Annotated in this window: 27 protein-coding genes and 1 tRNA gene; 13 read left to right on the forward strand and 15 right to left on the reverse strand. The window is 71.1% G+C overall.

Annotated elements, in window-relative coordinates; translation table 11 throughout:
* Positions 1 to 128: 128 nt before the first annotated feature.
* Both ACF09E_RS21000 and ACF09E_RS21005 read left to right on the forward strand, forming a co-directional pair.
* Complete coding sequence (locus tag ACF09E_RS21000) at positions 129 to 887, forward strand: GntR family transcriptional regulator (RefSeq protein ID WP_392206724.1); 759 nt, start codon at positions 129 to 131, stop codon at positions 885 to 887.
* The gene (locus ACF09E_RS21005) at positions 884 to 1,444 is read left to right on the forward strand and encodes an AAA family ATPase (protein ID WP_392206486.1); all 561 of its coding nucleotides are present in this window, start codon (positions 884 to 886) and stop codon (positions 1,442 to 1,444) included. Before ACF09E_RS21000 ends, ACF09E_RS21005 begins: the two co-directional genes overlap by 4 nt.
* Positions 1,445 to 1,603: 159 nt before the next feature.
* On the opposite strand, the gene ACF09E_RS21010 is transcribed toward ACF09E_RS21005, so the two are convergent.
* Entirely contained in the window at positions 1,604 to 1,858 is a 255-nt protein-coding gene (locus tag ACF09E_RS21010) for a hypothetical protein (protein ID WP_392206487.1), read from the reverse strand.
* Positions 1,859 to 2,717: 859 nt separating this feature from the next.
* Between ACF09E_RS21010 and ACF09E_RS21015 the strand changes: the two genes are divergently transcribed.
* Entirely contained in the window at positions 2,718 to 3,137 is a 420-nt protein-coding gene (locus ACF09E_RS21015; protein ID WP_392206488.1) for a hypothetical protein, read from the forward strand.
* Positions 3,138 to 3,719: 582 nt separating this feature from the next.
* On the forward strand, positions 3,720 to 4,187 hold the full coding sequence (locus ACF09E_RS21020) for a GNAT family N-acetyltransferase (protein WP_392206489.1): 468 nt from the start codon (positions 3,720 to 3,722) through the stop codon (positions 4,185 to 4,187).
* 169 nt (positions 4,188 to 4,356) lie between these two features.
* Here ACF09E_RS21020 and ACF09E_RS21025 read toward each other — a convergent pair whose 3' ends face one another.
* Positions 4,357 to 4,515, reverse strand: coding sequence for a hypothetical protein (locus tag ACF09E_RS21025; protein WP_361853118.1), 159 nt, complete (start codon positions 4,513 to 4,515; stop codon positions 4,357 to 4,359).
* A 91-nt stretch (positions 4,516 to 4,606) separates the two neighbouring features.
* Complete coding sequence (gene phoU, locus ACF09E_RS21030; protein ID WP_148003163.1) at positions 4,607 to 5,287, reverse strand: phosphate signaling complex protein PhoU; 681 nt, start codon at positions 5,285 to 5,287, stop codon at positions 4,607 to 4,609.
* A gap of 279 nt (positions 5,288 to 5,566) precedes the next feature.
* Here phoU and ACF09E_RS21035 point away from each other — a divergent pair, with 279 nt between their 5' ends.
* Together ACF09E_RS21035 and ACF09E_RS21040 are read left to right on the forward strand one after the other, a co-directional pair.
* Positions 5,567 to 6,796: a sensor histidine kinase gene (locus tag ACF09E_RS21035; RefSeq protein WP_388792257.1), complete on the forward strand. Its 1,230-nt coding sequence runs from the start codon at positions 5,567 to 5,569 to the stop codon at positions 6,794 to 6,796.
* Positions 6,793 to 7,473 (forward strand): response regulator transcription factor, encoded by a 681-nt coding sequence (locus ACF09E_RS21040; protein ID WP_015035162.1) that lies wholly within the window; start codon positions 6,793 to 6,795, stop codon positions 7,471 to 7,473. Before ACF09E_RS21035 ends, ACF09E_RS21040 begins: the two co-directional genes overlap by 4 nt.
* Before the next feature lie 119 nt (positions 7,474 to 7,592).
* On the opposite strand, the gene ACF09E_RS21045 is transcribed toward ACF09E_RS21040, so the two are convergent.
* On the reverse strand, positions 7,593 to 8,234 hold the full coding sequence (locus tag ACF09E_RS21045) for a DUF461 domain-containing protein (RefSeq protein ID WP_388792259.1): 642 nt from the start codon (positions 8,232 to 8,234) through the stop codon (positions 7,593 to 7,595).
* Between the two features lie 659 nt (positions 8,235 to 8,893).
* Between ACF09E_RS21045 and ACF09E_RS21050 the strand changes: the two genes are divergently transcribed.
* From ACF09E_RS21050 to ACF09E_RS21075, 6 genes are all read left to right on the forward strand, one after another.
* A complete protein-coding gene (locus tag ACF09E_RS21050; protein WP_003953493.1) occupies positions 8,894 to 9,376 on the forward strand; it encodes a CarD family transcriptional regulator in 483 nt (160 codons plus the stop codon).
* Positions 9,377 to 9,717: 341 nt separating this feature from the next.
* On the forward strand, positions 9,718 to 10,467 hold the full coding sequence (ispD, locus tag ACF09E_RS21055) for a 2-C-methyl-D-erythritol 4-phosphate cytidylyltransferase (protein WP_361853124.1): 750 nt from the start codon (positions 9,718 to 9,720) through the stop codon (positions 10,465 to 10,467).
* Positions 10,457 to 10,966, forward strand: a complete 510-nt coding sequence (gene ispF, locus ACF09E_RS21060) for a 2-C-methyl-D-erythritol 2,4-cyclodiphosphate synthase (RefSeq protein WP_392206490.1) — start codon at positions 10,457 to 10,459, stop codon at positions 10,964 to 10,966. Before ispD ends, ispF begins: the two co-directional genes overlap by 11 nt.
* Positions 10,967 to 11,090: 124 nt before the next feature.
* Positions 11,091 to 12,488: a cysteine--tRNA ligase gene (gene cysS, locus ACF09E_RS21065; RefSeq protein ID WP_392206491.1), complete on the forward strand. Its 1,398-nt coding sequence runs from the start codon at positions 11,091 to 11,093 to the stop codon at positions 12,486 to 12,488.
* 76 nt (positions 12,489 to 12,564) lie between these two features.
* Positions 12,565 to 13,524 (forward strand): 23S rRNA (guanosine(2251)-2'-O)-methyltransferase RlmB, encoded by a 960-nt coding sequence (gene rlmB, locus ACF09E_RS21070; RefSeq protein WP_361853131.1) that lies wholly within the window; start codon positions 12,565 to 12,567, stop codon positions 13,522 to 13,524.
* Between the two features lie 107 nt (positions 13,525 to 13,631).
* Positions 13,632 to 15,236 (forward strand): DoxX family membrane protein, encoded by a 1,605-nt coding sequence (locus tag ACF09E_RS21075; RefSeq protein WP_361853134.1) that lies wholly within the window; start codon positions 13,632 to 13,634, stop codon positions 15,234 to 15,236.
* Positions 15,237 to 15,337: 101 nt separating this feature from the next.
* Here the strand turns inward: ACF09E_RS21075 and ACF09E_RS21080 are convergent, their stop codons facing one another.
* The 3 genes from ACF09E_RS21080 to ACF09E_RS21090 all read right to left on the reverse strand — a co-directional run bounded on the left by ACF09E_RS21080 (position 15,338) and on the right by ACF09E_RS21090 (position 17,889).
* Positions 15,338 to 16,054, reverse strand: a complete 717-nt coding sequence (locus ACF09E_RS21080) for a nucleotidyltransferase family protein (protein WP_361853242.1) — start codon at positions 16,052 to 16,054, stop codon at positions 15,338 to 15,340.
* A gap of 94 nt (positions 16,055 to 16,148) precedes the next feature.
* A complete protein-coding gene (locus ACF09E_RS21085) occupies positions 16,149 to 16,559 on the reverse strand; it encodes a hypothetical protein (protein ID WP_073911627.1) in 411 nt (136 codons plus the stop codon).
* Positions 16,560 to 16,791: 232 nt separating this feature from the next.
* A complete protein-coding gene (locus ACF09E_RS21090; protein WP_361853245.1) occupies positions 16,792 to 17,889 on the reverse strand; it encodes a sn-glycerol-3-phosphate ABC transporter ATP-binding protein UgpC in 1,098 nt (365 codons plus the stop codon).
* A 182-nt stretch (positions 17,890 to 18,071) separates the two neighbouring features.
* On the opposite strand from ACF09E_RS21090, the gene ACF09E_RS21095 reads away from it, so the two are divergent.
* A tRNA-Thr gene (locus tag ACF09E_RS21095) sits at positions 18,072 to 18,148 on the forward strand.
* A gap of 76 nt (positions 18,149 to 18,224) precedes the next feature.
* Here the strand turns inward: ACF09E_RS21095 and ACF09E_RS21100 are convergent.
* From ACF09E_RS21100 to ACF09E_RS21135, 8 genes are all read right to left on the reverse strand, one after another.
* Positions 18,225 to 19,385: a tyrosine-type recombinase/integrase gene (locus ACF09E_RS21100; RefSeq protein WP_392206492.1), complete on the reverse strand. Its 1,161-nt coding sequence runs from the start codon at positions 19,383 to 19,385 to the stop codon at positions 18,225 to 18,227.
* Positions 19,385 to 19,576, reverse strand: a complete 192-nt coding sequence (locus tag ACF09E_RS21105) for a helix-turn-helix domain-containing protein (RefSeq protein WP_062753308.1) — start codon at positions 19,574 to 19,576, stop codon at positions 19,385 to 19,387. Before ACF09E_RS21105 ends, ACF09E_RS21100 begins: the two co-directional genes overlap by 1 nt.
* Complete coding sequence (gene repSA, locus ACF09E_RS21110) at positions 19,573 to 20,964, reverse strand: replication initiator protein RepSA (protein ID WP_392206493.1); 1,392 nt, start codon at positions 20,962 to 20,964, stop codon at positions 19,573 to 19,575. Before repSA ends, ACF09E_RS21105 begins: the two co-directional genes overlap by 4 nt.
* Positions 20,965 to 21,054: 90 nt before the next feature.
* Complete coding sequence (locus ACF09E_RS21115; RefSeq protein ID WP_392206494.1) at positions 21,055 to 21,372, reverse strand: SpdD-like protein; 318 nt, start codon at positions 21,370 to 21,372, stop codon at positions 21,055 to 21,057.
* A gap of 26 nt (positions 21,373 to 21,398) precedes the next feature.
* On the reverse strand, positions 21,399 to 21,557 hold the full coding sequence (locus tag ACF09E_RS21120; protein ID WP_104860443.1) for a hypothetical protein: 159 nt from the start codon (positions 21,555 to 21,557) through the stop codon (positions 21,399 to 21,401).
* Positions 21,558 to 21,570: 13 nt separating this feature from the next.
* Positions 21,571 to 21,765 carry a mobile element transfer protein gene (locus ACF09E_RS21125; RefSeq protein ID WP_062753302.1) on the reverse strand — a complete coding sequence of 65 codons (195 nt, stop codon included), beginning with the start codon at positions 21,763 to 21,765 and terminating at the stop codon, positions 21,571 to 21,573.
* Positions 21,766 to 21,782: 17 nt separating this feature from the next.
* A complete protein-coding gene (locus ACF09E_RS21130) occupies positions 21,783 to 22,412 on the reverse strand; it encodes a DUF2637 domain-containing protein (protein ID WP_392206495.1) in 630 nt (209 codons plus the stop codon).
* An 88-nt stretch (positions 22,413 to 22,500) separates the two neighbouring features.
* Positions 22,501 to 23,868: an FtsK/SpoIIIE domain-containing protein gene (locus ACF09E_RS21135; RefSeq protein ID WP_392206496.1), complete on the reverse strand. Its 1,368-nt coding sequence runs from the start codon at positions 23,866 to 23,868 to the stop codon at positions 22,501 to 22,503.
* Between the last annotated feature and the right edge of the window lie 2 nt (positions 23,869 to 23,870).

Genomic DNA, 23,870 nt, shown 5'->3' on the forward strand with positions numbered 1-23,870 from the left:
CATGCAGGGAGCGGTATCCGCTTCGATCGATCCGACCGGCGGGCACATCCCTAAGGTTCCCTAGGGCACCCTAGGGTGTCAAGCGGTACGCTAGGGAACACGTCCAATGAGGCAAGGGAGTTGACGTGGTGTCGGATCAGGTCGGGCATCGGGCGCCGTACGCACGGATCGCCGCGCACTACGAGGAACTGATCACGTCCGGCCAGCTTCAGCCGGGCGAGTTGCTGCCCAGCATCAAGACCCTCTCCCAGGAGTGGAGCGTCAGCACCGCGACCGCTGAGAAGGCGCTCCGGAAGCTCCGCACCGACGGGCTCATCCGGGGAATCCACGGCATCGGCACCGAGGTGATCGACCGTCCCGCCCCCATGTCCTCCGGCGCACAGCGCCAGGATCGGGGCCGCCGCAGCGGGTCGAGCTGGGGAGCGGGCGAACGGTCCGACTCCCATGCAGCGGCTGTGGTTCCGGCGCCGGCCGACGTGGCGCGGGTGCTCGACATCGAGCCCGGCGCGGACGTGATCCGCCGTAGTCGCGTCTACCGAGACCGGCACGGCATCGTCGCGCACTCCACGTCGTGGATCCCGGCGCAGTACGGGAAGCTCGTCCCGCAGCTGGCGGAGAGCGAGCGTCTGACGGGCGGAACGTCCCTCCAACTCATCGCACAGGCCACGGGACGGCCGATCACCCGCCGGATCGACACGGCGTCGGCCCGGCTCCTGACGTCGGCGGACGCGGAGCTCCTGGAGCTGGACCCCGCGAACCCGCCCGCGGAACCGGTGGTCGTGATGACCGCGAAGTTCGTCGACAGCGGGGACCGCGTCGTGGAGTACGGCGTGGACCTCGGCGGCCCTGGCCGGACGTGGCTCACGGAATCGGAGCTCGCGCAGTGACGGCGGACCAGGCCGCAGGGCCCTTCTGCGTGCTCATGGCGGGGCTTCCGGGGTCGGGCAAGACGACGCTCTCGCGCGCGCTCACGGCTCGCGGGTTCGTCCGGCTGTGCCCGGACGAGGAGATGTTCCGCCGACACGGCGTGTACGGCGTCGACTTCCCGCGGGGCACGTTCCCGACCCTGGAGCGCCCGGTGCTCGAAGAGATCGCCGTGGAGCTCGGTGACCACCTCCGGGCCGGCCGCAACGTGGTGGTCGACCACGGATTCTGGACCCCCGACGACCGCGCGCGGTGGATGGCAATCGCCACGGACGCGGGCGCCCTGTCGCTGCTCGTCTACCTGGAAGCGAGCCACGAGGAACTCTGGTCGCGGGTGAGCCAGAGGAACGCCCAACACGAAGCGGATCCGAACTCGATCTACTTCTCGGAGAACGACCTCGCCCGCTACCGGACCCGGTTCGTCCCTCCTGCGACTGAGGAGCCGCACATCCTCTACGGCGGTGACCCCGATTCAGTGCTGAAAGCGCTGGAAGGGGCCGGGCTGAAATCTGAGTGCTAGACGCTAGATCCCAGGTCAGGAGCACATTCGACTGCTAGCGCCCCTGCTAGACCTAGCGGCAACGGCTGCTAGATCTAGCAGGTGTCGGCGTACCCGTGAATGTGTTCAGCCACGTGCGGGTGGAGGCGCCCACGTCGTGGTCGGCTCCTGTCGTGCTGTCTACACCTCGTTGAAACCGCGCGATGGGTCGTAGATGTCAAGCTCGATGACGATCACGAAGAAGGTCGTGACGACGTAGTGGACCATTACGTGGTCTTCCCACACCGAGCGCGTCACAGTGTCGCTCGTGTAGGCGAGGTGGCTGCCGGCGCCCTCGGGGTCAGCTGTGATCCTGGCGACGATACGCAGGAACGTGTCCCGATCCTCGGTCGGCATGTAGTCGCGGAAGCGCGCAACCTGCTCGGTGAACTGCACTCGTCTCTTCATCGAGGCCGGATTCTAGGGACGCAGCGGAGCTTCCTGCGGGCAATTATCAAGGGGTGCCCTGCGGGCACGCGACCTTTGGCAGCTCGCTCCGCTCGCGCTGCGGCGATCGCCGTCCCGGGGTGGGCCGGTATGCGCTCCTGGCCTTGTCGCTTGTCGCCCGACCGGACACACCCGTACGCCGGTCTTGGCGACGCCCAGGGCGCTCTGACCTGCGGGGCGACAAGCGACAAGACAAGTGACAGCGCTCCGTCCTCGCCGACCAAGGACCCCGGAGCCGTAGCCGCGTACAGACAAGAGGAGCACCCGGGCGGGGGCGGCGTGCTCCTCTTGTCTGTACGCGGTGCCGTGACACGGGGAGGTCCAGCGTTCGCAGCATCCGACAGCCGTTCCGCTCTAAGAGCGCTCTGACCTGGGGTGACGCTCTTAGAACGGAGTGGATCCTGCGGACGCTGCGGATGCTGGCGGACGCTATACATTTTGTTCAGCGTCCGCACGGAAACCGCAGGTCAGGAACAATGCGGGAAGAGACGTGGACGCTGCGGACGCTGTTTTTCCTCAACTCTCTAGGGCGAGGAGAAGAGGCTTTTCAGAAGCGAGGGTGGCCGAGGGAGAGCATCGCCATCCCCCTCTGAAAAGCCTTTCCAGAACTCCGCGCAGCGCGGTAGGCGCCCGGGCCCTCAGACCTCACCCCAGGCGCGGTACCGGCGCTCAGAGGAGGGGCCATAGCCGCGCGGGCCGATTGCCTCTTCAATCTCGATCAGGCGCGGGCGTCGAACGGCCGGCCCTGTCAGAGGTGGAGGTTAGCCTGCGGCGAAACCGAGGGTCGGCGACCAGGGAGGGTTGTGCTGTGGGTGGCAACGAGTGGACGGCGACCGGGCCGTACCAGAAGGATCTGGCGGCTGCGTTCCGGCAGGCTCAGAGCCAGGAGTTGGCGAAGGATGATCACGGCTTTCCGGGGCGGGGCATCGTCGAGCTGTGGGAGGACGAGGGCTGGCGGGAGTACATCCTGACCGGAGGGACCTGCACGGTGCTCGACTTCTACGAGCTGATCGACGCTGATGCAGGTGACCAGTTCGCCATGATGCGCCCCATGACCGAGGAGGAGATCCGCAGCTGGGCTCCCGACGGGCGACCCACGCGTGACCAGTGGGACGCTGCGACACGTCGATTGCTCGACCCGATCGGCCGTGGGATAGGCCGGTGCACAGTGTTGTACCGGGATGGCGAACCGGCCGAGATTGCCTACTGGGGCTGTACTGCGGACTAGAGTCCAGCGCTGGTCAAACTCCACTGAGACGGGACAGTGGGCGGGCGAGGGGCGTCCGCCCGAAGGGCGGTCCTTCTCGCTCTTCGCCGACGCCTGGCGATAGCAGCCCGCCGGCCGATCTCAGCCAACCGCCCCACGCCGAGCTCCGGCGTGGCGGCCGGAGCGGCGGCTAACGGCTAACAGGCTGCTCACGGCTGGTTTGGCCCGCTAGCGGGGGCGCTAACGTTAGCGGGCCGTACTGCTAGCGCTAGCGGCTACGGAGGGCCCGAGCTGGGCCCTCTCTGGGCCCTCCGACGGTGACCAGCGACGGCCAACAACGCCCAACAACAACCGCTCGACCGCAGGTCACTTGGGGTGCGCGACCCTCTGACCAGGGGCGGAAGACGGGCCCGCCAGACCCAGGGCAAGAAGTAACAGCCCCAGCCAGGGAAGAGCCCCCCACCGGCCACGCCGGGCGGGGGGCTCCTCCACACCCGGCCCCGGCCCGGCGACGGCTCCGGGCGGGCTTCGGTGCGGCCACCGGACGCCCGCGCGGCGGGAAATCGCGCGCCGGATCCGTACGTCCTCGCTAGCCTCCGCCCCATGAGTACGTCGCTCCGTCTGGAGAAGATCACCCCCGCCACCGTCGACGCCGCGCTCGCCCTGCGCGTGCATCCCCATCAGGAGCGGAACGTCGCCCCCGTCGTGCGCTCCCTTGCCGAGGCGTACGCCTTCGGGGAGGCCGCCTGGCCGCGGCTGGTCTTCGACGGGGACGAGCTCGTCGGGTTCCTGATGGCCTTCCTCGACCTCCAGTGGAACCCCGAGAAGGACCCCGACGACCGCCGCAGCGGTCTCTGGCGGCTCAACATCGCCGCCGACGGGCAGGGCAGGGGGTACGGCCGGTTCGCCGTCGAAGCCGTCCGCGACGAACTGCGCCGGCGCGGCGCCTCGCAGCTGTACGTCACCTGGGAACCCGGCCGGGACGGGCCCGGCGCCTTCTACGAGCGGCTCGGCTTCCGCCCCACGGGGGAGACCAGCGGCGAGCAGGTCGTCGGCGTGCTGGACCTCTAGTCAGAGGGAACGAGCCGGCCCGGGGCGGACCGGACCAGTCCGAGCAGGCCGAGCAGGTCGGGGCGGACCACACCGGCCCGGGACGCGGACCGAACCGGCCCATGCCGGGCCGAGGCGGGCCGAGGGCGCTGATGTCGCGTCCTCGCCCCGCCCCTTCCGCGCATCCCGGTCAGCCGGAGCAGCCGCCGCACTGGCACGGGCCGCCCGACTGGCAGCCGCAGCCGCAGCCGGAGCCGCAGCCGCAGGCGCCCAGCAGGGGCAGGTGCACCGCCTCGCGCGGTGCCTCCGCCCCTGAGGTGGTCGCGGTCGGGTTGGGGGAATCGGCCATGGGGGTCCCTCCCTTTCGAGGCGCACATCGCCTCCCCCCATTGCATGCCCACCCGGACCGGCGCATCAACGGCGCATCGGCGCCCGCGCGCCTACGCGCCCTCGACCGGCGCGTCCGCCGCCTGCAGCTCGTCCGCGTGCTCGCCCGTCACCAGGTACACCACGCGCTTCGCCACCGACACCGCGTGGTCCGCGAACCGCTCGTAGTAGCGGCCGAGCAGCGTGACGTCGACCGCCGTCTCGATGCCGTGCTTCCAGCGGTCGTCGATCAGGTGCTGGAACAGCGTCCGGTGCAGCAGGTCCATCTCGTCGTCGTCCGTCTCCAGCTGCAGCGCCAGGTCGACGTCCTTCGTGATGATGACCTCCGCCGCCTTCGCCATCAGGCGCTGCGCCAGCTGCCCCATCTCCAGGATGGTCGCGTGCAGGTCCCGGGGCACCGCCGTGTCGGGGAACCGCAGCCGGGCGAGCTTCGCCACGTGCTGCGCCAGGTCGCCCGAGCGCTCCAGGTCGGCGCTCATCCGCAGCGACGTGACCACGATCCGCAGGTCCGTCGCGACCGGCTGCTGCCGCGCGAGCAGCGCTATCGCCCGGGCCTCCAGCTCGTGCTGGAGGTCGTCGACCTTCTGGTCGGCGGCGATCACGCTCTCCGCCAGCTTGAGGTCCGCGTCGAGCATCGCCGTGGTGGCGCGTCCGACCGCGGACCCGACGAGGCGGGCCATCTCGACCAGGCTCTCGCCGATCGAGTCCAGTTCCTCGTGGTACGCGTCCCGCATGGATGTCCCTCTCTACGCACAGCTCGGCAAAGCTCCGGGGGGGTCCGGATGGGGGCCTCGGATCCCCACGCTCCCACCTTCCGTCCCGCACGCGTCCGGCTCCACCCGCACACATGAATCAATACTTTCCCCAAGGTGAACTCTGGGCGACGTAAGCCGTCGGCCCTCCCGGAGCATGTGAATCACTCCGGTCCTCGGGGTGAACTCTGAGCGACGAGTGTTCGAGGAGCCACTCGGACGGCTGGGAGAGAGTCCTCGCACCCGCATAACCTGGGAGGCATGGACGTGAACGCGGCGGTCGCCGCCCTGGCCGCGATCGCCGGCGTGTGCACCGGCGTGATCGCCATGCTGGCGTTCCGCTGGAGCGAGCGCGACCAGGCCAGACCCACCCGCACCTCCCTGCACACCGACGCCGTGCTCCCGCCCGGCGTCGACACCGTGCTGTCCGTACTGCGCTCCTCCGCGGTCGTCCTCGACGAGAGCGACTCCGTGGTGAAGGCCAGCTCGGCGGCGTACGCGCTCGGCCTGGTCCGCGGCGGGAAACTGGCCGTCGAGCCGATGCTCAACATGGCCCGTGACACCCGCCGCGACGGCGAGATACGACAGGTCGAGCTGGACCTGGCCCGGCGCGGCAGCGGCCGCGGCGAGGCGCTCGCCGTGTCCGCGCGGGTCGCCCCGCTGGGCTCGCGGCTCGTGCTGCTGCTGGTCGAGGACCTCACCGAGGCCCGCCGCATCGAGGCGGTACGGCGCGACTTCGTCGCCAACGTCAGCCATGAGCTCAAGACCCCGACGGGCGCGCTCTCCCTGCTCTCCGAGGCCGTCATGGACGCCTCGGACGACCCCGAGGCGGTCACCCGCTTCGCCGGCCGCATGCAGATCGAGGCGACCCGCCTCACCAACCTCGTACAGGAGCTCATCGACCTCTCCCGCGTGCAGAACGACGACCCGCTGGAGGACTCCGAGCCGGTGTCCGTGGACGAACTCGTCGACGAGGCGATCGACCGCTCCCGGCACACCGCCACCACCAAGCAGATCACCATGGCGTCCGGAGGCACCGCCGACCTGCGGGTCTGGGGCAGCCGCGGCCAGCTCGCCGCCGCCCTCGGCAACCTGGTCGAGAACGCCGTCAACTACTCACCCGCCCACACCCGCGTCGGCATCGCGGCCCGCAAGATCGCCGCTCCCGGCGGCGACCTGATCGAGATAGCCGTCACCGACCAGGGCATCGGCATCCCCGACAAGGACAAGGAGCGCGTCTTCGAGCGCTTCTACCGCGTCGACCCGGCCCGCTCCCGTGCCACCGGCGGCACCGGACTCGGCCTGGCCATCGTCAAGCACGTGGCCGCCTCCCACGGCGGAGAGGTCACCGTCTGGAGCACCGAGGGCCAGGGCTCCACCTTCACCTTGCGGCTGCCCGAGGCGGGCGCCGTACGGGACCGCCGACCCGCCTCGTCCCCCACCCCTGATCTCATGACCGAACCGCTTCCTGCCCCGGAGGTCCTTCCGTGACCCGAGTGCTTGTCGTCGAGGATGAGGAATCCTTCAGCGACGCCCTGTCCTACATGCTTCGCAAGGAGGGTTTCGAAGTCGCGGTAGCGGCGACCGGGCCCGACGGCCTCGACGAGTTCGAGCGCAACGGGGCCGACCTCGTCCTCCTCGACCTGATGCTTCCGGGCCTGCCCGGCACCGAGGTGTGCCGGCAGCTCCGCGGGCGCTCGAACGTCCCCGTCATCATGGTGACGGCCAAGGACAGCGAGATCGACAAGGTCGTCGGGCTGGAGATAGGAGCCGACGACTACGTGACGAAGCCCTTCTCCTCGCGGGAGCTGGTCGCCCGCATCCGCGCGGTGCTGCGCCGCCGCGGCGAGCCGGAGGAGGTCACCCCCGCGGCCCTGGAGGCCGGTCCGGTCCGCATGGACGTCGACCGCCACGTGGTGACGGTCGCGGGCGGCAAGGTCGACCTGCCCCTGAAGGAGTTCGACCTCCTGGAGATGCTGCTGCGCAACGCGGGCCGCGTACTGACCCGCATGCAGCTCATCGACCGGGTCTGGGGCGCGGACTACGTCGGCGACACCAAGACCCTCGACGTCCACGTCAAGCGTCTCCGCGCCAAGATCGAGCCCGACCCGGGCGCTCCGCGCTACCTGGTCACGGTCCGCGGCCTGGGCTACAAGTTCGAGCCGTAGACACCGGCCCGGCCGGGACGCCGGCGGTGCGCCGGCCCGGTCCCGACCGCCGCCGTCGCCGCGTACGGCGAAGGGCGCCCTCCCCGCCGGGGAGGGCGCCCTTTCCGCGTGTGTACGGGTCAGTGGCCGGCCGCGTGGCTCGCCTCGCCCGACGGCTCGCCGGAGGCCTCTCCGCCGTGCTCGCCCTCGGCCGCGCCCGAGGGCGAGGCGGAGGCGGTCGGCTGGGCGCCCGGGGGAGCCGGGAGGATGGTGGGGCCGAAGTCCTTGAAGTAGCTGGCGGCCGGGACCACGAAGGCGCTCAGGCCCACGTCGCCGGTCCGGCTCAGCTTGAAGACGACCTTCTGCGCGTCGCCGTCGCGGGTGGCCTCGCTGCCGTTCGCGATGACCGCGGAGGCGTTGCCCTCGCCGCCGATCACGACGGAGCCGTTGGCCGGGACGACGATCGGTCCGGTGCCGGAGGCGGCCTTGAGCGCCACCGCGGTGCCGGCGCTGCCCGGGAGGGTGATGGACTCCAGGGTCTGGGGCTCGTCGCCGTTGTTGAAGACGGTGGCCGAGACGACGGCCGGGCCCTTGGCCACGTCCAGGGGCTGGGTGATCACCAGCGCGTTCTGGATCTTGACGTCGTCCACCGTGACGGCGGCGTTGTCCGGCTTGATGCCGAGCGTCTGCGCGTCGTTGCCCGCACCACAGGCGGACAGCGCGGCGACGGAGAGAACGATGGCGGTGGCGGCGAGGGCGCCGCGTCGAAGGCTGCGGCTCACGGCGGCGGCATCTCCTAGGACGTACGGACAGGCTACGGACAGGCTTCGGACAGCTGTGGAACCAAGGACCGACGACAAGACCGAAGATCGGCTAAGGGTGTGTCAGCGCGCTCAGGTTACCGAGCCGCACTCTCCGTCCCGCACCCGACCCGCCCCTTACCGGCCACGGGGTCACCGGGGGCGGGCCCGGCGGGCGGGCCCACGGCACTTCCGGTGCGTCGGCCGTCGTGGCCGGATCACGACCCATTGACCTGTTGTTCACATAACTGCCTTGATCAATTCGGGGGCCGCGCCGCATTCACCGGAGCCTCGCCTCCGAAAATCCCCGACCGGCGCCCGCTGATCAATTACGGAATCACCCCGCGATGCATCCGTACGGGTGGACGATCCTCGAACGGAGTACGTTGGGAAGGGCACTCCGAACCCGACAAAACGGGACATCGAGCCTCTCTTGAGGGGGTTCGGGTAGGTGTAACGTGCGCGTTTCTCTCCGTCCGCACAGCCGCTCCGACCTGCGAATACCGCCTTCCGGAAGCCCGCCGCAGCACGTTCGTGTTGCTGTTGTCAAGCCCCGAGATATGCCCTGACCTGCGAAAACGCCATTCAGAAGAAGCTGTATCCGTGTTACCCTGGATAGCCACGGAAGGGGTACCTGTCACATGACGTTCAAGGTTGGCGACACCGTGGTCTATCCCCATCACGGGGCCGCGCTGATCGAGGCCATCGAAACTCGCCAGATCAAAGGCGTGGACAAGACCTACTTGGTGCTCAAGGTCGCGCAGGGCGACCTGACGGTTCGTGTGCCGGCGGACAATGCGGAGTTCGTCGGTGTTCGCGACGTGGTCGGTCAGGACGGGCTGGACCGGGTCTTCGAGGTGCTGCGCGCACCGTACGCCGAAGAGCCGACGAACTGGTCCCGTCGCTACAAGGCAAATCTCGAGAAGCTCGCCTCCGGCGATGTCATCAAGGTCGCCGAAGTAGTCCGCGACCTGTGGCGGCGCGAGCGCGAGCGCGGTCTCTCCGCCGGTGAGAAGCGCATGCTCGCCAAGGCACGGCAGATCCTGGTCAGCGAGCTGGCCCTCGCGGAGAACACGAACGAGGACAAGGCCGAGGCTCTCCTCGACGAGGTCCTCGCGTCCTGAGCGTGCTCTGACGACATCCGAGCGCGCAACCAAGTGAAGCGATGCCGCGGTGCCCGTCGGCGTACTGTGATCCACACAGTGCTGCCGCCGGGCGCTTCGGCATTTTCACGACCGCCCCGGCGGTCCCCCGTATGTCCTGTACACGCCTGTCCCGTACGCACGTTCGCGCACGCGTGTTCATCTCCGTATGCTCTCGTTCCCCCTGTTACGTCCGAACCCCTGTGCGCGGGCGCCGACGCCTCGACCGTCGTCACGGAAAGGGCCCGGTCAAGGCGGAGCGTCCGGCACGGTGAGGCCATACCCATGTCGGCCGCGGAAACAAACCTGCCGGAGTGCAACCGATGTCAGACGAAGCGCGTCCTTCTCGTACCGCCGTGGTGATCCCGGCGGCCGGACGGGGCGTACGCCTCGGTCCGGGCGCCCCCAAAGCACTGCGCACGCTGAACGGCACCCCCATGCTCATCCACGCCGTCCGCGCGATGGCCGCCTCCCGCGCGGTCTCGCTCGTCGTCGTGGTCGCGCCCCGCGACGGCGCCGCCGAGGTCAAGAACCTCCTCGACGCCCACGCCCTCCCCGAGCGCACCGACTACCTCGTCGTCCCCGGCGGGGACACCCGCCAGGAGTCCGTGCGCCTCGGGCTCGACGCGCTCCCCGAGGGCATCTCCACCGTCCTCGTCCACGACGCCGCCCGCCCGCTCGTCCCCGTCGACACCGTGGACGCGGTCATCGAGGCCGTCCGGGACGGGGCCGTCGCCGTCGTCCCCGCCCTCCCCGTCGCCGACACGGTCAAGGAGGTCGAGCCGGCCGAGCGCCCCGGCGACCCCGAGCAGGTCGTCGCCACCCCCGTCCGGGCCCGGCTCCGCGCCGTCCAGACACCCCAGGGCTTCGACCACGACACCCTGGTGAACGCCCACGCCACCGTCGCCCTCACCGGCGAGGGGGCCACCGACGACGCCGGTATGGTCGAGCGGCTCGGCGCGCCCGTCGCCGTCGTGCCCGGCCACGAGGAGGCCTTCAAGGTGACCCGCCCCCTCGACCTCGTCCTCGCCGAGGCCGTACTCGCCCGCAGGAGGGCCAACGATGGCTTCTGAGTCGATGCACCTTCCCCGTACCGGCATCGGTACCGACGTCCACGCCTTCGAGAAGGGCCGCGAACTCTGGTGCGCGGGCCTCCTGTGGGACGAGTCCGCGAGCGACGGGTACGGCCTCGCCGGGCACTCCGACGGAGACGTCGCCGCTCACGCCGCCTGCGACGCGCTCTTCTCCGCCGCCGGCATCGGCGACCTCGGCGCCCACTTCGGCACCTCCCGCCCCGAGTACGCCGGCGCCTCCGGCGTCACCCTGCTCGCCGAGGCCGCCCGGATCGTGCGCGCCGAGGGGTTCGAGATCGGCAACATCGCCGTCCAGGTCATCGGCGTCCGCCCCAAGGTCGGCAAGCGGCGCGACGAGGCGCAGAAGGCGCTGAGCGAGGCGGCCGGCGCGCCGGTCTCCGTCTCCGGCACCACCACGGACGGCCTCGGCCTGACGGGTCGTGCGGAGGGGCTCGCGGCGCTGGCGACCGCCCTCGTGTACCCGGTGGCGCGGGCGTAGGGACGTCCCGGGGCGCCCGCCGTCCCGTTCACCGGTACCGGCATCCACCGGTACCGGTGAAAAACGTCATCGGAGACGGGGAACAGGTATCGGGGCACTACCACCCGCCCACTACCCTGGAGTGGTGACTATTCGCCTGTACGACACCAGCGCCCGGCAGATCCGTGACTTCACCCCGCTCACGCCGGGCCAGGTCTCGATCTACCTCTGTGGTGCCACCGTCCAGGCGGCCCCGCACATCGGCCACATCCGATCGGGGCTGAACTTCGACATCATGCGCCGCTGGTTCGCGTACCGCGGCTACGACGTCACGTTCATCCGCAACGTCACCGACATCGACGACAAGATCATCAGGAAGGGCGCCGAGCAGGGCCGCCCCTGGTGGTCCATCGGCTACGAGAACGAGCGCGCGTTCAACTCCGGCTACGAGGCGCTCGGTTGCCTGCCGCCGAGCTACGAGCCGCGCGCCACCGGGCACGTCCCCGAGATGATCGAGATGATGCGCGGCCTCATCGAGCGCGGTCACGCGTACGAGGCCGACGGCAGCGTCTACTTCGACGTGCGCTCGTTCCCGGGCTACCTGGAGCTGTCGAACCAGGACATCGACGACCTCCGCCAGCCCGACGAGGGCGTCGCCGGCAAGCGCGACCCCCGGGACTTCGCCATGTGGAAGGCGACCAAGCCGGGCGAGCCCGACTGGGAGACCCCGTGGGGCCGCGGCCGCCCCGGCTGGCACCTGGAGTGCTCGGCGATGGCCCACAAGTACCTGGGCTCCGCCTTCGACATCCACGGCGGCGGCCTCGACCTGATCTTCCCGCACCACGAGAACGAGATCGCCCAGGCCAAGGCCTTCGGCGACTCCTTCGCCCAGTACTGGGTGCACAACGCCTGGGTCACCATGAGCGGCGAGAAGATGTCGAAGTCGCTCGGCAACAGCGTGCTGGTGTCCGAGATGGTGAAGAACTGGCGCCCCATCGTCCTCCGCTACTACCTGGGCACCCCGCACTACCGGTCGATGATCGAGTACAGCGAGGAGTCCCTGCGCGAGGCCGAGTCGGCGTTCGGCCGCATCGAGGGCTTCGTCCAGCGCGCCACCGAGAAGGCCGGCAAGGACGTCGCCCCCGCCGCCGAGGTGCCGCCGGCCTTCGCCGAGGCCATGGACGACGACCTGGGCGTGCCGCACGCGCTCGCGATCATCCACACCACCGTCCGCCAGGGCAACAGCGCCCTCGCCGCGGACGACAAGGACGAGGCCATCGCCCGCCTCGCCGAGGTCCGGGCCATGCTCGGCGTCCTCGGCCTGGACCCGCTCGACCCGCACTGGGCCGAGGAGGGCGGTGGCGGCGACGAGCTCCACGGCGCCGTCGACACCCTCGTACGGCTCGTGCTCCAGCAGCGGGAGTCGGCGCGCGAGCGCAAGGACTGGGCGACCGCGGACGCGATCCGCGACCAGCTGGGCCAGTCCGGCCTCGCCATCGAGGACAGCCCCGACGGCCCCCGCTGGACGCTGGGCAACCGTTAGAAGACGTGCCGCTCGGGCCCCCGGGCGGCACACTTCAGTTACAGACTTTGTACGTCAGCAGAGGAAACAGGTAGTCATGGCCGGGAACAGCCAGCGCAGGAACCGCCGCACGTCGAACAAGAAGGGTGCGACGATCGGCAGCGGTGGCCAGCGGCGCAAGGGCCTCGAAGGCAAGGGCCCGACGCCCAGGGCCGAGGACCGCAAGGGCCACAAGGCCTACCGCGTCTCCAACGCGATGGCCCGCCAGGCGGCCAAGCGCAAGCCCGTCGCCCGCCGCGGCGGCAAGGGCCAGTCCGAGATGGTCGTCGGCCGCAACCCGGTCTTCGAGGCCCTGCGCGACGGCGTGCCCGCCTCGACGCTGTACGTGCAGCAGTTCATCGACAACGACGAGCGCGTGCGCGAGGCCCTGAACCTCGCCACCGGCCGCGGCAACATCAACATCATGGAGGCGCCGCGCCCCGAGCTCGACCGGATGACGAACGGCCTGAACCACCAGGGCCTCGTCCTCCAGGTCCCGCCGTACGAGTACGCGCACCCCGAGGACCTCGTCACGGCCGCGTTCGACGACCACGACGACCCGCTGATCGTCGCCCTCGACGGCGTCACCGACCCGCGCAACCTCGGCGCCGTCGTCCGCTCGGTCTCCGCCTTCGGCGGCCACGGCGTCGTCGTCCCCGAGCGCCGCGCCGCCGGCATGACCGCCGGAGCGTGGAAGACCTCGGCCGGCACCGCCGCCCGTACCCCGGTCGCCCGCGCCACCAACCTGACGCGCTGCCTGGAGCAGTACCAGAAGGCCGGCGTCACGGTCGTCGGCCTCGCCGCCGACGGCGACCGCGAGGTGCACGAGCTGGAGGAGCTCGGCGGTCCGGTCGTCATCGTCGTCGGCTCCGAGGGCAAGGGCCTGTCCCGCCTCGTCGGCGAGACCTGCGACTTCCTCGTCCGCATCCCCATGCCGGGCGGCGCCGAGTCGCTGAACGCCGGCGTCGCGGCCGGTGTCGTGCTCTACGAGGCGGCCCGCCGCCGGATGGCCCGCTGACACCGGGCCGACAGTCGGTTCCGGCCCCGGCCGTGGCGTGATCTTGACGGGTCTCGGACATTTGCGAGCCGTCAAGGCAGTGTCCTAAACCCAGATCACTCGGTTAGATGAGTGTGGACACCAGAACGCCCCGGCCGGGGTTCGACGATCAGCCCGCGTTGAGCATGGTCAAGGTGGATTCCGATCCCGCCCAGGTGATCGTGAACCACGCCAGCTTCCGTGTGCGGCTCGCGCCGGCCCCGCAGCCGAAGATCGGCGCCGGCGCCCGCACCGCAGCCCTGTCCGGGGCCGGGGCAGGAGCGGGCGGACCGCGCCGTCGTCCCGTCGTGTGGACCGGAAAGTCCTCCCCGGGCGCGACCGGCCTCCTCCAGGCCGTACGGGAATCCTCCGTCTCCACCCTGGAGCCGGTGGGCGGCCGCGGGGGCCTCGCCGCGCTGGACGGCGGCGCCACCCAGGCCATCCCGCGCATCGACGACACCATGCCCACCCCGGTGGTGCCCGCCGACTCCGGCCCCCTGCTGCCGCCGATGCGCCGCGCCGAGGGCGCCTACGACGACCTGTACGAGCTCCGCCCCGAGGCCGAAGGCCCCGGCTCGGGCGCGTACGAGGAGGAGAAGCCGGAGGGCCGCGCCGCGCAGCGCCACGGCCAGGACAACGTCCGGCACGCCTACTACCCGGGCCGCCGGATGAACCTCGGCGTCGTCCTCCTCCCGCTCCGCGTCTTCCTCGGCTTCATCTCCATCTACGCGGGCATGGGCAAGCTCTGCGACCCCGTCTACTTCGACGGCGGCGAGCGCGGCTCCATGGTGAAGTGGCTCAACTCCCTGCACCCCTGGCCGCTCGCCGAACCCCTCCGCGACTTCGCCCTCCAGCACCCGGTCGGCGCCGGACTCACCGTCGCCTTCCTCCAGGTCGTCGTCGGCGTCCTCACCGTCCTCGGCCTCTGGCAGCGCGTCGCCGCCGTCGTGGGCGCGCTGCTCTCCGCCGCGCTGCTCCTCACGGTCAGCTGGCGGACCGTCCCGGTCTACGACTCCGCCGACATCATCTTCCTGGCCGCCTGGTCCCCGCTGATCATCGCCGGCGCCCCCGTCTACTCGATCGACGGCCGCCTCGCCGGCGAGGCCTGGCGCACCCTCGGACCGCGCGCCGACCTGTGGGACCTGCGCCGCCGCGTCATGCGCCGCAGCAGCCTCGTCGCCGCGGTCGTCGTCGGCCTCACCCTCCTCATCGGCTCCGTCCTCGGCGGCGCCGTCCGCTCCACCGAGATGGTCACGGTCCCGGGCCCCAACGACGACCCGATCAACCACCTCCCGGGCCGGCCGCTCCCCACCGAGCCGACGCGCCGCGCCCCCTCCGAGAAGGCCTCCACCGCTCCCGCGCCCGCCGCGACCAGCGACGCCCCGGCCGAGCGCGAGGAGACGAAGGAGGCGACCCGGCCCACCGAGACCACCCGCGAGGCCACCCGGACCCAGGAGCAGCGTCCGACGGCCACGCAGGGCGCGGGCACCGGCGGTGGCGGCGGCAGCCGTACGCCCACCCGGTCCGACCCGGAGCCCCCGCCGTCCACCAGCGACACCCCGAGCACCACGGGTGGCGGCGGCACCTCGGGCGGCGGCTCCGGCGGCGGCTCGACCGGCTCGACGGGCACGCCCTCGGAGAGCGGCTCGACCTCGGGCGGGGCGAAGAACCCGATCGGCGGGCTGCTGGGCTGAGGCCCCGCAGCACGCTCCCGGCACGGAGGAGGGCGGCACCGCGTTCGCGCGGTGCCGCCCTCCTCCGTGGTGTCGCCGGGGGCGGGTCCGCCCCCGGCCGGTCACCCGCGCTGCGCGGCGAGCTCCTTGGCGGCCTCGGTGAGGTCCTTGGCGGTGTCGATGGCCCGCCAGTAGGCGCCCTGCGGCAGCGGGAAGCCGGCCAGCCGCTTCTCGCGGGCGAGCCGGGGGAACGTGGTGCGCTCGTGGTCGCCCAGGTCCGGGAGGAGCCCCGTGAAGGCCGCGGAGAAGACGTACACGCCGGCGTTGATGAGGTACGGCGACGGCGGCGCCTCGACGAAGTCGGTGATGTGGCCGAAGGTGTCGGTCTCGACGGCGCCCCACGGGATGCGGGGGCGGGCCAGGGCGAGGGTGGCGACGGCGTCGCGCTCGTCGTGGAAGGCGGCCATCTCGCGCAGCGAGAAACGGGTCCAGATGTCGCCGTTGGTGGCGTACCAGGGCCGGTCCGGCTCGGGCAGGTGCGCGGCGGCGTACTTGAGGCCGCCGCCGCGGCCCAGGGGCTCGGTCTCGACGACCGTCGTCACCTTGAGGGGCAGGTCGGCCTCCTCCAGCCACTCCTGGAGCACTTCGGCGAGGTGGCCGCAGGAGACGACGGCGTCGGTCACGCCCTCGGCGGCAAGCCAGGAAAGCTGATGGCCGATGATCGGGGTCCCGGTGCCCGGGATCTCGACCATCGGCTTGGGGCGGTCGTCGGTGTACGGGCGGAGCCGTGAGCCCTGGCCGCCCGCCAGGACCACGGCCTGCGTCGGAGAGGTGTGCATACGGGGAACGATAGGCGCCCCGTACGTCCGGCGGTCGGACGCCCGACGGCCGGACGCGCGTCGTGGTTCAGCGTCGTCGCTTCGGCGTCGTCGCTCAGCTCGCGCGCATCACGCCGGTCGCGTACGAGGTGTCGCAGACCGGCCGCGAGAAGCCCTGGGCGCGGGACGGGCCGTACTGCTCGACGGCCGCGCGGCCGAGGGAACGGGCGATGGACATGCAGTGCTTGGCGAGGGAGGGCCGGTTCTCCACCTCGCGCTGGAGGTGGGTGAGGGCGACCCCGGGGTCCTTCTCCTGGAGCTCGGCGAGGAGCTGGTCGCGCAGAACGTCCTGCGGGGCCCGGGACTTGGCCCGGACGGAGACCTCGGAGGAGGAGGCCGTCAGCTGGGTCCCGGCGTCCTCGCCGGCCCACGGAACGGCGGACACCGCGAGCGTTCCCGAGAGGACCAGGACGACGGGCAGGACGAGGGCGAGAGAGCGGCCGATTCGGCGGGCAGTAGGCGTCACGCAGGCGAGCGTAGCGGCCGGTAGTGATATGGCGACATTTAGTCACTCTCGCGGGGGATGGTTCGAAGTGGCTTTTCGAATTCCGTGTTGACGCGGAGGGTGCTGCCGGGCCGGGGACGCGGGGGTTCTCTCCGCTAAACCCCGCGATGTCCCGCACCATGGCGAACGACCCCGCATCCGCTGGGGATACGGGGTCGTTCGGCCGTCCTGGGGCGGGCTCGGCCGCCGGGGGTCAGTCGCTCAGGCGGGCGCCGGTCGACGTCGAGAAGACGTGGAGCTCGGCGGCGCGCGGGACGACGTGCAGCGTCGTGCCCTTGGCGGGGACGTCGCGGCCGCCGACGCGGACGACCAGGTCCTTGTCCTCGCCGCCGACGCGGGTGGAGCCGTACACGAAGCCGTCGGAGCCGAGCTCCTCGACGACGTTCACGGTGACGGCCAGGCCGTCCTTGCTCGTCGGACCCGAGACGTCGAAGTGCTCGGGGCGGACGCCGACGGTCACGGTGGTGTCGCCGTTGGCGGAGGCGGCGGCGATGGCGTCGCGGGAGACCGGGACGATGCTGTTGCCGAACTTCACGCCGCCGTCGGTGATCGGGACCTCGACCAGGTTCATGGCGGGGGAGCCGATGAAGCCGGCGACGAAGAGGTTGGCCGGCCTGTCGTACATGTTGCGCGGCGAGTCGACCTGCTGGAGCAGACCGTCCTTGAGGACGGCGACGCGGTCGCCCATGGTGAGGGCCTCGGTCTGGTCGTGGGTGACGTAGACCGTGGTGATCCCGAGACGGCGCTGGAGGCCGGCGATCTGCGTACGGGTCGAGACGCGGAGCTTGGCGTCGAGGTTCGACAGCGGCTCGTCCATGAGGAAGACCTGCGGCTCACGCACGATGGCGCGACCCATGGCGACACGCTGGCGCTGACCACCGGAGAGCGCCTTCGGCTTGCGGTCCAGGTACTCGGTGAGGTCCAGGATCTTCGCGGCCTCTTCGACCTTGGCGCGGATCTCGGACTTGTTGACACCGGCGATCTTGAGCGCGAAGCCCATGTTGTCGGCGACGGTCATGTGCGGGTACAGCGCGTAGTTCTGGAACACCATCGCGATGTCCCGGTCCTTCGGCGGCAGGTGCGTGACGTCGCGGTCACCGATGCGGATGGAGCCGGCGTTGACGTCCTCGAGACCCGCGAGCATGCGCAGGGAGGTCGACTTGCCACAGCCGGAGGGCCCGACGAGGACGAGGAACTCGCCGTCGGCGATCTCGATGTCGAGCTGGTCGACGGAGGCCTTGGTGGCACCGGGGTACACCCGGGTCGCCTTGTCGAAAGTGACGGAAGCCATGGTGATGTGTCCCTTCACCGGCAGGAACGTGCCGGACGATCCGAGTAAAGGAAGGATTGAGGTCTAGTCCACCTGGATGAACTGCACGTGACGCTACCTGCCGCCGGGGGATCTGTCAGCAGTCCGACCGGGGTGAGATTTCCGACCTCGGCCGGGACGAGGTTGGTTACACTGCACTCGCTGCCTCCTTAGCTCAGCTGGCCAGAGCACCGCTCTTGTAAAGCGGGGGTCGTCGGTTCGAACCCGACAGGGGGCTCCAGGTAGGAACGCCGAAGACCCCCGGCCGATCTTGGTCGGGGGTCTTTGACATCTATGGGTGACATCAACGGGGGCGGTCAGGGGCGGTCGGGGCGGGGCTTCCGTCGCTGGAGGAGCCGGTCCATGTGGCTGATGGCCTCGCGCTGGGTGTCCTGGACGACATGGGTGTACACGTCCATGGTCAGGCTGATCTGGCTGTGGCCCAGGATCTCCATCACGACGCGGGGCGCCACCCCGGCGGCGGTGAGGAGCGTCGCGCACCCGTGCCGGGCGTCGTGGAGGCGGATGGGACGGAGGCCGGCCGCCTCGCTGACGCGGACGAAGGAGCGGTGGACGTTGCGGGGCTCGACGGGACGGCCGGTGCGGGTGGCGAAGACGTAGCCTGCGGCCGACCACTCCGTACCGGCCGCTTCGTACGTCCTCTTCTGCCGCATCCGATGCCAGCGCAGGGGAGCCAGGCACATGGCGGGGAGCGGGATCGCGCGGGAGCGACGTCCCTTTGTCTCGTCGTTGTAGAGGACTCCGCGACGGCGCTGGACCTGCTGGCGGACCAGGAGGACGCGGTTCTCCAGGTCGATGTCGTTCCAGCGCAGCCCGACGATCTCGCCCCGGCGGAGCCCCATGGCGATGGCGAGCACGAAGGCCGCGTAGAGCGGGTCCCGGCGGGCGACGGCGAGGAAGTCGAGCGTCTCGTCGAGGGACCACGGGCTGAGGTCGCGTGCGGCGGCCCTGGGCGGTTCCACGAGCTTGGCGACGTTCCGGACGATCAACTCCTCCCGGCAGGCGGCGGAGAGGGCCGTACGCAGCACGCGGTGGGACTCCTTGGCGGTGGCGGCGGTGGTCTTCTTCTCCAGCTGGAGCAGGAAGCGCCGGACGTCCGGCACGCTGAGGGACTCCAGCCGCTTCGTGCCGAGCATGGGGGAGAGGTAGAGGCGGACGTGCGCCTCGTACTTGTCGTAGGTGCTGAGCTTGCGGCGCGGCTCGACGACGCTCTCCAGCCAGTACGTCAGCCACTCGGAGAGCTTCGCCGAACGGGTGGGCACGGGGGTGCCGGTCGCGACCTTGTCGAGGAGCGCGCGGCGCTTTGTGTCGCACTCGGCCCAGGTCTTGCCGTACGCGAACTTCCGGGCGCGGGTGCCGTCGGGCTGGAGGACGTAGACGGCGGCCTGGAAGCGTCCGTCCTTCCGCTGGGTGATGGTGCCGGCGCCGTTGGGGTTGCGCTTGCGCTGGGCGGCCATCAGGCGGCCTCCCCGATCTCGTACGAGATGAAATCCCGTACCGCGTCGACCGGGATGCGGCGCGCACGGCCGACGGTGATCGAGGTGAGGCGGCGCGAGCGGATGAGGTCGTAGACGGTGGAGCGTCCGAGCTTGAGCCGCGCCATGACCTCGGGCACGGTCAGCAGTTCGTCGGTGGTGGCGGTGGTCATGCTGCGGCTCCTTCCGGTGTCTCCGAGGTGAGTTGGTCGCGCAGGGCTTCGCGGGCGGTCTGGCGGTTGAGCTGGATTCCGCGCGAGATGGTCGCGGCGAGGGCAGCCTCGCCGAGGGTGTGGCCGTGTCCGGCGTACTGCCAGGAGGCGAGGACGAGCACGGTGTCCGGGTCGGCGTCCACGCGTTCCTGAGCGGCGCGGTAGTCGGCGCGGATCTGGCGGAGGGTGCCGAGAGTGGTCGAGTAGCGGCGGGACTTGGTGGAGAAGTGGCCGCGGAAGCCGAGCATGTGGGCCCAGGCGGTGAGCTTGCGGTCCGGGTAGAGCGGGGCCAGGTCGAGGCAGGCCTCGATGAGGCGGCGGGGGTGGTCGGCCACGTCCAGGAGGTCGAGCACCTCCCGGTTGCCGATCCGTCGGTCGAGGCTGCCGGTGGCCTCGGCGGCCTTCGTGGCGTACTTCGCGACGTACGCGGCCACCGCCTCTTCGGTGATGTCGGAGCCGTCTCCGAACGCCTTGACCGGACGGATGTCGAGCTGGCGGCCCCACTGGAACCGTCGGAGCGGCTGGTCTCCGGCGGCCGGGACGGTGATGGTCGTGTACGTGTGGACGGCGGCGGCGTGAATCGCATCGTCGAGGAGCTGCACAGTGGCCCACGAGGGCGGGACGGTGCCGGGTCCGTCCGCTCCGTCGAGCCGGATCACGGCGTGGAAGTGGATGGCGCCGCGCTTCTGGAACTCGGCGACCTTCCCGTACGAGACCCGTAAGACGTCCTTCAGCTCTCGCTGGGTGAGCCCGGCACGGGCGGCGAGTTCGCGCCGCAGCCGGTTGGTGAAGCGCTGCCAGAGCTGACCGGCGTGGTTGTTGAAGAGGACGGCTCCGGCGTAGTCGTACGACTCGGGGTCGAGCGCCGTGCCCAGGACGGGGTCGTTCTCCGGGTGGCGGGCGCCGCAGCGGCAGGCGCCGCGGTCGGGCCGGTTGTGCACGGGGCCGAAGGACGGGGCGGTGAGGGTGGCGAAGACCCGGGGGTGGTCGCGGATGGTCGCGGGGATGGCTTTGGACTCGTCGCCGGCCAGGCCTGCGCGGATCAGGTGGTACGTGTCCCCGGAGTACGTGTGGGCGCAGGAGGGGCAGCGGGAGGCCCGGCGGTTGCCGCAGGCGACGCGGAGACGGCCGCCGGGCTCGGCCTCCGTGGAGTATCGGCGGAGGGTCTCGCCGGACGTGCGGTCCTTGGCGAGGGACCAGCCGGTCAGGTGCACGGGGTCGGAACAACCGCCGGTGCGGTGCACCTGGTCCCGCCAGCGGTCGAAGTCGGGGGCGGCGGCGACGCGGAGGACGTCGTGGAGGGTGGCCGGGTCCAGGCCCGCCGCGGTGGCGGCGGCGCGCTGATCCATGATGGGTGTTCCTTCCGGTTGAGAGATCGGTGAGGGGTACGGCTCCCGGGCGGCGGATGCTTGGCGGTATCGAGGCCGCCCGGGGGCCGGTCAGCGGCGCTTGGCCGAGGACGCGATCAGCGAACGGACGACGACGGCGCAGACGGCGACCGATGCCGCCGTGACGGCGGTCGCGAGGAGCATCGAGACCAGGACCGTTCCGACGACCAGGACGACGGCGGTGCCGGCGCCGATGACGGCGAGTGCGGTGCCGGGAGTGATCTGGACGGTGGGGCGCTGGGCGACCGGAGCCGGGGGCGTCTGCACGGGCTCGACGGTGGTCGGCTCGAAGGCGGTCGACCGGACGACGGCGGGCGGGGAGACGAGGCCGGTCGGCGTCGGCATGGTCGGGATCTTGGGTCGGAACATGGGGTGGTTCTCCCTTCCGGGTCGGGTCACTTGGAGATCGCGGTGTCGATGACGGGGGCCAGCAGGCTGTCGGCGAGGAGGAAGCCGCCGAGGAGAAGCACGGCGACGAGCCACCAGGGCGGGCGGATGAGCTTGATGCCGAGGGCGCCGACGACGACCAGGGCGAGCCAGAGCGGGACGTCCACGAGCGGTGTCCGTTCAGTCGGAGATGCGGCAGCGGTGGGTACGGGCCGCGAGCTGCGCGGCGGAGGAGCTGGAGTAGTCGGAGGACCAGCCGCAGCGGTCGGAGGTGCAGACGGCGGCGTACTTGGTGCGGCCGTGGCGGTCGCGGTGGGTGCCGATCTGCACGGGGCCGATGCGCATGACGGAGTGGAAGTGGTCGCGAGGGGACATGGCGTTCTCCGTTCTGATCAGGAGAGTTGGGCGGCGATGGCGTCCGCCATGGGCGCGGGGACGCCGAGACGGGCTCGCAGGGTCTCGGTGTCGATGGGGTGGCCCGTGCGGGCGTGGTGGTCGTCGGCGAGCTTGCGGGCGTGCTCGACGAGGGCGGCGGGGACGGGCACGGGGGGTGCGGGCACGGAGAGCGCGGTTGTCGGCGCGGGCCGGGTGGGCTCCACCTCGGTCGACACGCTTTCGGTCGGCTCCGGTTCGACCACCGGGCGGGACTCTGCGGCCGTCGGAGCCGGCGAGTGCGCGAGCAGCGTGCCGCCGAGGAAGGCGACCGCGGGCCATCCGGCGACGCCGAAGCGCAGCCAGCCGGGTGGATGGGCGAGGTCGAGGAACCCGGCGGTGGCGACGTTCGCACCGAGCGAGGCGAACAGGGAGACCAGGAACCAGCACCAGGCGAGCCGGGACGAACCGTCCGAGCGGAGCCGACGCCAGGCGGCGACCAGGAGCAGGTCGACGGAGACGGGGTAGGCCCACGCCTTCCATCCGGTCTGACCGGCAGCAGCGGCCAGGTCGTGAAGGTGGGCGAAGGACAGCGCACCGGCGATCAGGGCTTGGACCAGCACGGCGTCGACGCGGAGCTTGCTGGTCATGTCGGCACCTCCTTTTCGGGCGTTCCGGGCATGGCGGGGTAGGGATGTGGCGCGGTGTGGTCGCGCCGACCGGGTGGGACGGGGAGGGTCAGGCGGTGGCCGGGGACTCGGTGGATGCCGGGGCCGGAACCTTGGCCGGGTGCGCGGGCGGCTCGACGGCGGGCCGGAACGCGGCGAGGCCGGGCAGGTCCGGGGTGAGGTGCGCGTACTTGTTGCAGGCGTTGACGGCCGTACGGAGCGAGGTGTGGGGCGTACGGATGCGGGCCCAGCCGCCGGAGGCGTCGCCGGTGATCGCGAGGCCGGGCGACTCGACGGGGATCTGGACGGTGGCGAGCACGGCGTCCGGTGCGATGTCGCCGAAGGCCATGTTGGCGCTGGTCTCGTCGTTGACGCGGTGGGCGGTACGGACGCTGAGCTGGGCGCGGAGCATGGTGATGCCCTTGCCGAGTTCGGAGCCGAAGCGCTGCCCGCAGATCTCCAGGTAGATGCCGGCGGCGCGGCCGAGCTGGGCGAGCCGGGCGAGTGCGGTGATGATCCGGTCCCGCTGCTTCTCCTCTTCCTTCGTGGCGAAGAGGGCGAGTTCGGCGACCTCGTCGACGAGGACGACCACGGGAACGGGACGGAGGTGGTCGGGCAGGTCCCAGATGTCGGCGGCGATGTCGGCGTCCGGGGTGTCGGCGGTGATGCGTTGTTCGGCGCGGATGAGTTGGTAGACGCCTTCCATGTGCGAGATGAGGGCGTCGAGGAGGTCGGCGGCGGTGTCGGGGTTGTCGGCGAGGGCGGAGAAGCGACGGGCCAGGGGGAACAGCTCGACTCCTTGCTTGCAGTCGATCCCGATCAAGGCCACTTTCTGGGCGGCGAGTTCGGCGACCAGGTTCCGCTGGTAGACGGACTTCCCGGACTTGGTGGCTCCGATCGTGAGGGCGTGCGGGGTGGTGCGGTAGTCGCGGTAGTGGACGGCGCCGTCCTCCCGCAGGGCGACCGGCAAGCGCATGGTCGAGCGCTCGACGCCCGCGGGCATCTGGACCCGCTTGAGTACGTCGTAACCGGTCATCCGCAGTTCGACGACGCCGGAGCGGATCTCTCGCGAGGCGACGCCGTGCATGCCGAACGAGTGCCGGAGCCGGTCGCACGAGGCGGCCACGTCGAAGGCGTCCTGTCCGGGCCGGAGCCCCAGCCGTAAGACGAGGCCGGTGCGGGTGGGTCGAAGCCGCAGGATGCGCGGGGCGCGGGGCTCCGGCACGGGCCGGTTGGCCATCCGGGCGATGGCGAGGCGCCAGCGGGGCGGAGGAACGGTCAGTCCGCAGGCGTCCATGACCGAGGAGTACCGACCCAGGACCCGAAGGGTGGCGAGTACGACCCCGAAGGTCATCCAGTACCAGGCGGGCCGCCGCCATCGCAGGAGACCGGCGAGGGCGACGACGACCACCACGGCGGAGAGGATCGACCATTCCATGA

This window comes from Streptomyces sp. NPDC014891 (assembly GCF_043081085.1).
Lineage (GTDB): Bacteria > Actinomycetota > Actinomycetes > Streptomycetales > Streptomycetaceae > Streptomyces.